The 5,466-nt window shown below is 53.5% G+C and carries 6 protein-coding genes and 1 pseudogene; 2 read left to right on the forward strand and 5 right to left on the reverse strand.

Annotated features, from left to right (window positions below):
* Window positions 1-151 precede the first annotated feature (151 nt).
* From DKT70_RS17360 to DKT70_RS18555, 4 genes are read right to left on the reverse strand one after another with little or no spacing between them, the layout of a single operon-like run.
* On the reverse strand, window positions 152-1,003 hold the full coding sequence (locus DKT70_RS17360; RefSeq protein ID WP_267895669.1) for a TniQ family protein: 852 nt from the start codon (window positions 1,001-1,003) through the stop codon (window positions 152-154).
* Entirely contained in the window at window positions 940-1,836 is an 897-nt protein-coding gene (locus DKT70_RS17365; RefSeq protein ID WP_233490660.1) for a TniB family NTP-binding protein, read from the reverse strand. Before DKT70_RS17365 ends, DKT70_RS17360 begins: the two co-directional genes overlap by 64 nt.
* Window positions 1,823-3,040 (reverse strand): transposase family protein, encoded by a 1,218-nt coding sequence (locus DKT70_RS17370; RefSeq protein WP_233490661.1) that lies wholly within the window; start codon window positions 3,038-3,040, stop codon window positions 1,823-1,825. Before DKT70_RS17370 ends, DKT70_RS17365 begins: the two co-directional genes overlap by 14 nt.
* A gap of 48 nt (window positions 3,041-3,088) precedes the next feature.
* Window positions 3,089-3,472, reverse strand: coding sequence for a COG3415 family protein (locus DKT70_RS18555; RefSeq protein ID WP_233490662.1), 384 nt, complete (start codon window positions 3,470-3,472; stop codon window positions 3,089-3,091).
* Between the two features lie 128 nt (window positions 3,473-3,600).
* On the opposite strand from DKT70_RS18555, the pseudogene DKT70_RS17375 reads away from it, so the two are divergent.
* A pseudogene (locus DKT70_RS17375) lies at window positions 3,601-4,089 on the forward strand (IS5 family transposase); the annotation flags it as partial.
* Between the two features lie 342 nt (window positions 4,090-4,431).
* A complete protein-coding gene (locus tag DKT70_RS17380; RefSeq protein ID WP_233490663.1) occupies window positions 4,432-5,187 on the forward strand; it encodes a recombinase family protein in 756 nt (251 codons plus the stop codon).
* 172 nt (window positions 5,188-5,359) lie between these two features.
* Here DKT70_RS17380 and DKT70_RS17385 read toward each other — a convergent pair.
* On the reverse strand, window positions 5,360-5,466 hold a 107-nt coding region (locus DKT70_RS17385), incomplete at its 5' end, for a winged helix-turn-helix domain-containing protein (protein ID WP_199559622.1).

The raw sequence follows: 5,466 nt of genomic DNA on the forward strand, positions 1-5,466 counted from the left end.
GCATCAGCAGGCCCCCTGCCCTCTCGTCCAGATCATCGCGGCCAGCGCTTTGATCGGGCGACAAACCCCGCAGGTTCCGCGCGGCGCCTTCCACCGCTGTCGCGTTGCCCTTAAATCTGAGACAGGACGCGTTTAGCGACAATTTTTGCCCTTAATTGTGAGATTTGCCCGTCATTAGTCCTGCGCCTGTTGCGCGCCTTTGCGGGATGTGATCAACCGCGGCAAGCAATCGAGGCTCCTTCTCGAAGGCGCGCAAGAGAGCAACCCTTGCATATTCGTCGATGCTTTTGCTGATGATGGCTGCCTTAGCCAATGGCTGAGATCGAGCAGCGGCGATTGCGGCGAGGCAAAACAGCCTAACTTCCGATCTGGGGTTCTGGACAGCGAACGACGGATCCCCGCGGAAGGTTTTGAGTGACATGGCAAAGGTGACTGCGCGCATTGCGCGCCGAAGTTTCTTGGGGCCGCGCGATCTCGCGGCGCACTCAAGCATCCCTGCCCCGCGGCGCGCTCGGTAAATCAGTTTGTCGGGTATTTGTTCGTCACGTGTTTTGCCAAGGGTCTGCACAAGTCTCGTCCCGCAAACCCGACAGTCGAATGCCCAAGCCCGCCTCCAATGCCTGAGCGAAAGGCCCTCTCGGGAGCATTGCCGACAATGCTGGAATGGCATCAGGGCCGTCAGCGAGGCTTCTCGTGGCGTCATTGCCGGAAAGGTCAAAGATCGCACGACATCTGGGGCGACACGTGCAGCGCTCGCGATCTTCTCTGCCGCAGCCGCGTCGATGCTGAAGTCCAACGCGGTGCCATACGTGGTATCGATTTCGATATGAGCCAGCAGTTCGGCGTCATCACAGTAGTTGGCCGCAGCCAACCGAGACAGCCAACCTGACAACAACTCGTTTGGAAACGGTACGACAGTCTTTGGCAGCGGTCGCGGCGTCACAGCGCAGTCTTCTCGAGCCGCCGATGAGCGTTCGCATGGCGCGACCAAATCGGCGTCCATTTTGCGATCGCGTCATCAGTGATACATTCATCGCCTGTGACAATGGCGTCGATGGCAAGATCCTTGATCAAGGCGAAGATGCGCGAGGTCACCCCGCCGGTCAGTGCAAGTATTTGCTTAAGCGACTTGACCTTCAGATTGGTTTTCTTCTCGAGGGGCATTGCCGCGATGAGCGTCTGGATCATGTCGGAGAACTCGGCATCGTCGCGCCAGTTCGGGAGGTGATGTTCATCCAACCGCCTGGCAAGCTGGATATCACCACGGATGGCATCGACGGCCTCGCTGACGCCGAGGCAGACCAACGACACCTCGAGTTCATTGCTGAGATACCGCAGAACATTGAGAAAGCGGCGCTGTTCGCGGTGGGTCCCGGCCAAAAGGTTGTGCACCTCGTCGATCATGATCATCCGCAGGCCAAGGTCGCGCAAGAGCGCGATGACACGGACTTCGAGGGAAGCCACATTTTGAGCGCGGGCGCTCAGTGCCGTCGCCGGGGCGCCGACGGCGGCCAGGATGTGCAGGTAAAACCGCCGTTCATCAGGTGCGGGCGGCGCTTGCAACAGCAGAAGCGGTGTGCGGGTGATGCCCGACGCCGGATCGTATTCCGGTGCGTACTTGCGCAACAAGTTTCGGGCAATCATCGTCTTTCCGATCCCGGAGGCGCCATGCACAAGAAGCCCAGGCATACGGGTTTGTCGTGGTGCTTCGATCATGCCCTGCAAGCGGTCCAACACCTGTTCCGCCCGTGGAAAGCCGATCCAGATATCCGATTGAATGAGGGCGATCCGGCCGTCTTCTTCAGTTGTCCCTGCCCTCAATTCACCATCTTTCAACCTTGAACAATGGGCGCGATGTATCACCCGTATCGATCTCGCGGAGCCCTTCGGTTGACGAGACGGCCGAGCTGGTGCCCTCCAATGTCCCTTTTCTTTCACGGGACCGGCGTTCGGCCTTCGTCAGGCCACGGCTTTCGGCTTCGATCTGGCGTTGCTGTCGGATCAGCTCAGCCAGGACCAGTTCATTAGACCCTGACTTGCCAAGGGCACGGGCCTTCCTCATGGCTTCGCGATACTCCCAGAGCGACACGGGCGGAATCTCCAGGTTCCTGTACCGCGCCTCAACATATCGGCCATCTTCCAATTCGACCCAGATCATTGAGATATCGCGAGGATCGTAGCGGACTACCGCCGTTCCGTCCCCGCGCCCAATGTGAGCTACAAGGGCATCCGACCAATACCGTATCTGGAACAGATGGATGCCATCACGCCTGATCTTGCGCAGTTCGCTCGGCAGGAAGCTCACCTGAAAGGCTTCCATCTCAAAGGGGATGTCACGCGTCATTTGCTCTGAGAGCGCTTCCCATTTGGCAATAGGTGTGCAGCCTAGACTTGAATGAATTCTGTTATTGTGACGGCAAATTTCCAGGGCAAACCAGCGATCGAATTCGCTCAGGGTCATCGTGGCCATGCCTTCGGCGTCATAGTCGCCCTTTGCCGCGATTGAGGATTGCGTTGTTCCCGGCAAAAGGTGAACGGCCCCCATCATCGTCCCGATCAACCGTTCGATGTGCCCCCCAAAGTGAGGACTTCCCGGCGGTCGATGGACCAGATCGATCCCCCATTCCGCACATGCCGTCCGAAAGGTATGCGACTGGAAATCGCGGCCATTGTCGACATGGATGCTCCGCGGTTTGCCTTGTGCGGGCCACGGAATATTGCACGCCAAGTCCGCCAGAAGTTCCGCCTTGGGGGCCACCGCCTGTGTCAGGCAAAGCGCCACTGACAGACGCGAAGGTGCCTCGAGAGAGGTGTAATATCCCGTTACCAACCGCGTTGCGATGTCGATCGCCAGCGTGACCCAAGGCCGGCCAATTGGTTGGCGCTCAAAACTGTCAACGAGAATGATGTCGGCAGGTGTATGGTCGATTTGCACGACCTCTAGTGGCTGACTGGCCTTATTCTCGCCTATGACGGCCGCGAATTTCTGGCGGGCTGCCTTTGCCCCCTCTCGTGCCTTGGCAACTTCGCGGGCATCCATTGCATCCAGACGACGTTGAACCGTCCGCCGTGTCGGCGGTTGCAAGCCCTACTGCCAGCACGCGCTGCGGATCTCAATCACGACGCGCGAGAGGCTCGGACGCTCCCGGCGCAAGAAATATCGGCGAAGATGATCTTCGATCACCGATTCAACTTTGCCGGATATCAAAGTTGTACCGGCCGGACGGCCCCGTTTCCGCGGAGCCAGCGCGCTGGTGCGCCCACCCTCTTCTGCCAGCCGCTTTATCCAGCGCCAGACCGTCGCCCTGCTGACACCAAGCTCCCAAACGGCGTCATTGATGCCACTTTCCAGACTGCCCGTTCCTTTGAGATATGCTTGAACAAGCGGACGCAGAGCGGCCGCCCTGCGCGCTTCCTCAGCACCAACTGCAACGGAGGCTTCGCCATCATCATCCATCAATATTTGCCACATGAAGCTGCGAACCCTGTCTTAAGTTTAAGGGCAACAATATCAGAATTAAAGGCAAAATCTCATATTTAAGGGCAAAGAACAGCCATTGATTTCATTGGATTCCTCATCTCACAATTAAAGGCTACGCGACAACAGTGGTCCGCGCCAATCATCAGGCATCGGGCTCAAAAGGGGGGACTCCGAGACAGGGTCTTGGCCGCTCAAGAGGTGGCTTTACGACCAAGATCCATCTCTGCGTCAATGGTGCAGGCCTGCCGATGAGGTCGGACATCACACCGGGTCAAACAACGGATTATCGGGGCTTTGACGCGGTCATGAACAATAATTTACCCGCGCCTGCTATGCTGATCGCAGATTGAGGCTATGACTCCGACAAGGTTCGCAAAACGATGGAGGCGCGCAACGACGTCCCGGTGATCCCGATGCGCAAGTCCCAAAGGTTGCGCGTCGTCGTGGATCGGGCCCTCTACCGCCTGCGCAAACTCGTCGAGCGGTGCTGCAACAAGCTCAAGAATGCCCGCCGCATTGCCAATCGCTATGACAAGACCGCCGAAAGCTCCCTCGGCTTCGTCGACATCACATCAATTCGACTATGGATCCGCCATTTGTCAACGTAAACTAAATGGCGCATGTCGAGGTAGCTTTTTTGTCTGGTGATCAATTCTGACAATAAAAGAAAGGTCGAAGACAAAGGGCGAGATAAAAGTTGCAAGTATTTCGCTTCTTAGTGTGTCTATACAAATATGAACCAGACTAGTTTTGGCACTTCCGTTGCAAATTTTGACATTATTGGCTAGATGCCTCAAACTCTGAAAAGACGACGCGCCCGTCTGGGATGAATACGCATATGAGAACATAAGTTTGCCGCCATTAATTTACGACGCATGTCTTGACTGCGCCGAAAATGAAAAGATGTATTAATAATTGAGAAAATTCGCAGAAAAACTATAAATGTTATAGTGCTTGCCGAGAGCTATGAAGATATGACTATTTTTGGTTACGCAAGAAACATAGACGAAAGCCGGTCATTTGCTGAGCAAGCGAGAGCTCTTAGAGCAAAGGGCTGCGAAAAGATGGTTTTTGAAATAGCTAATCGGCAAATATCAGATCAACCAAAATTAAGCAGTTTAGTTGCTGAAATGCAAAATTATGACATGCTTGTTGTTCTGAGTATCGACAAAATTGCAAAATCAGAAGAAGATTTAAAGGAATTGTTAGAAATATTCTTCGAGAGAAATTTATTTCTATTTTCAATAAAGGGTTCGATAAGAAACTATAAAGAATGTGAAGTATTATCTAGTTTAGACTGCTCCGTTTTGGCATCGGCCAAAAATTATATTTTAAAAGAGACAGATAGGGAGCGTGCAAGAGTCGCCAAGAAATGCAGGGCACTAAAGAAGAATGAATTTGGTGCAGTTTTAGAAAAGCGATCTGGGGAAGCGTATAGAAAAAAAATTTTCTCTGAAGGTGATGATTGGTTCCGATACTGCGAAAAGCTAAGGCCATATCTAACTTGGACCGAAGTCGTCGAGGTAGTCAACTTTTATGGAAAGTACGCCGATCCGTGGACAGTTAAGCGGCTTAAGTTGGCTTTACGGTTTTGTATTAGAAGCGGAATATCGGGAAAAGATGATATGTTCCATAGGGCTCGGATTATGGGCAAGAAGAAAAAAGAAGAAATAAAAGAAAGAGCAATAACTGAAATTAAATCATAATTAAAATATATAGAAACTTTATCGCGATTAATAATATCAATTAATTAATTTAGTGCTTCAGGTAATGCGAATTCATCGTCATCGCAAATTTTGCTATGCCAAAACGGAGCGAGCCTGCTGTTCCACAGGAAACAGCAGCGACCGCATATCTAGAAAAGAAAACTTTGCAACACTAGCCCAGGGCGTATCCTGTTCCGCGGACGGTTCGGACTGGGTTGTCGCCGCCGTTTTGCATCAGTGCCTTGCGCAGGCGGCCGACATGGACGTCGATGGTGCGGG

The organism is Paracoccus sediminilitoris, assembly GCF_003259195.1.
GTDB classification, from domain to species: Bacteria; Pseudomonadota; Alphaproteobacteria; order Rhodobacterales; family Rhodobacteraceae; genus Paracoccus; species Paracoccus sediminilitoris.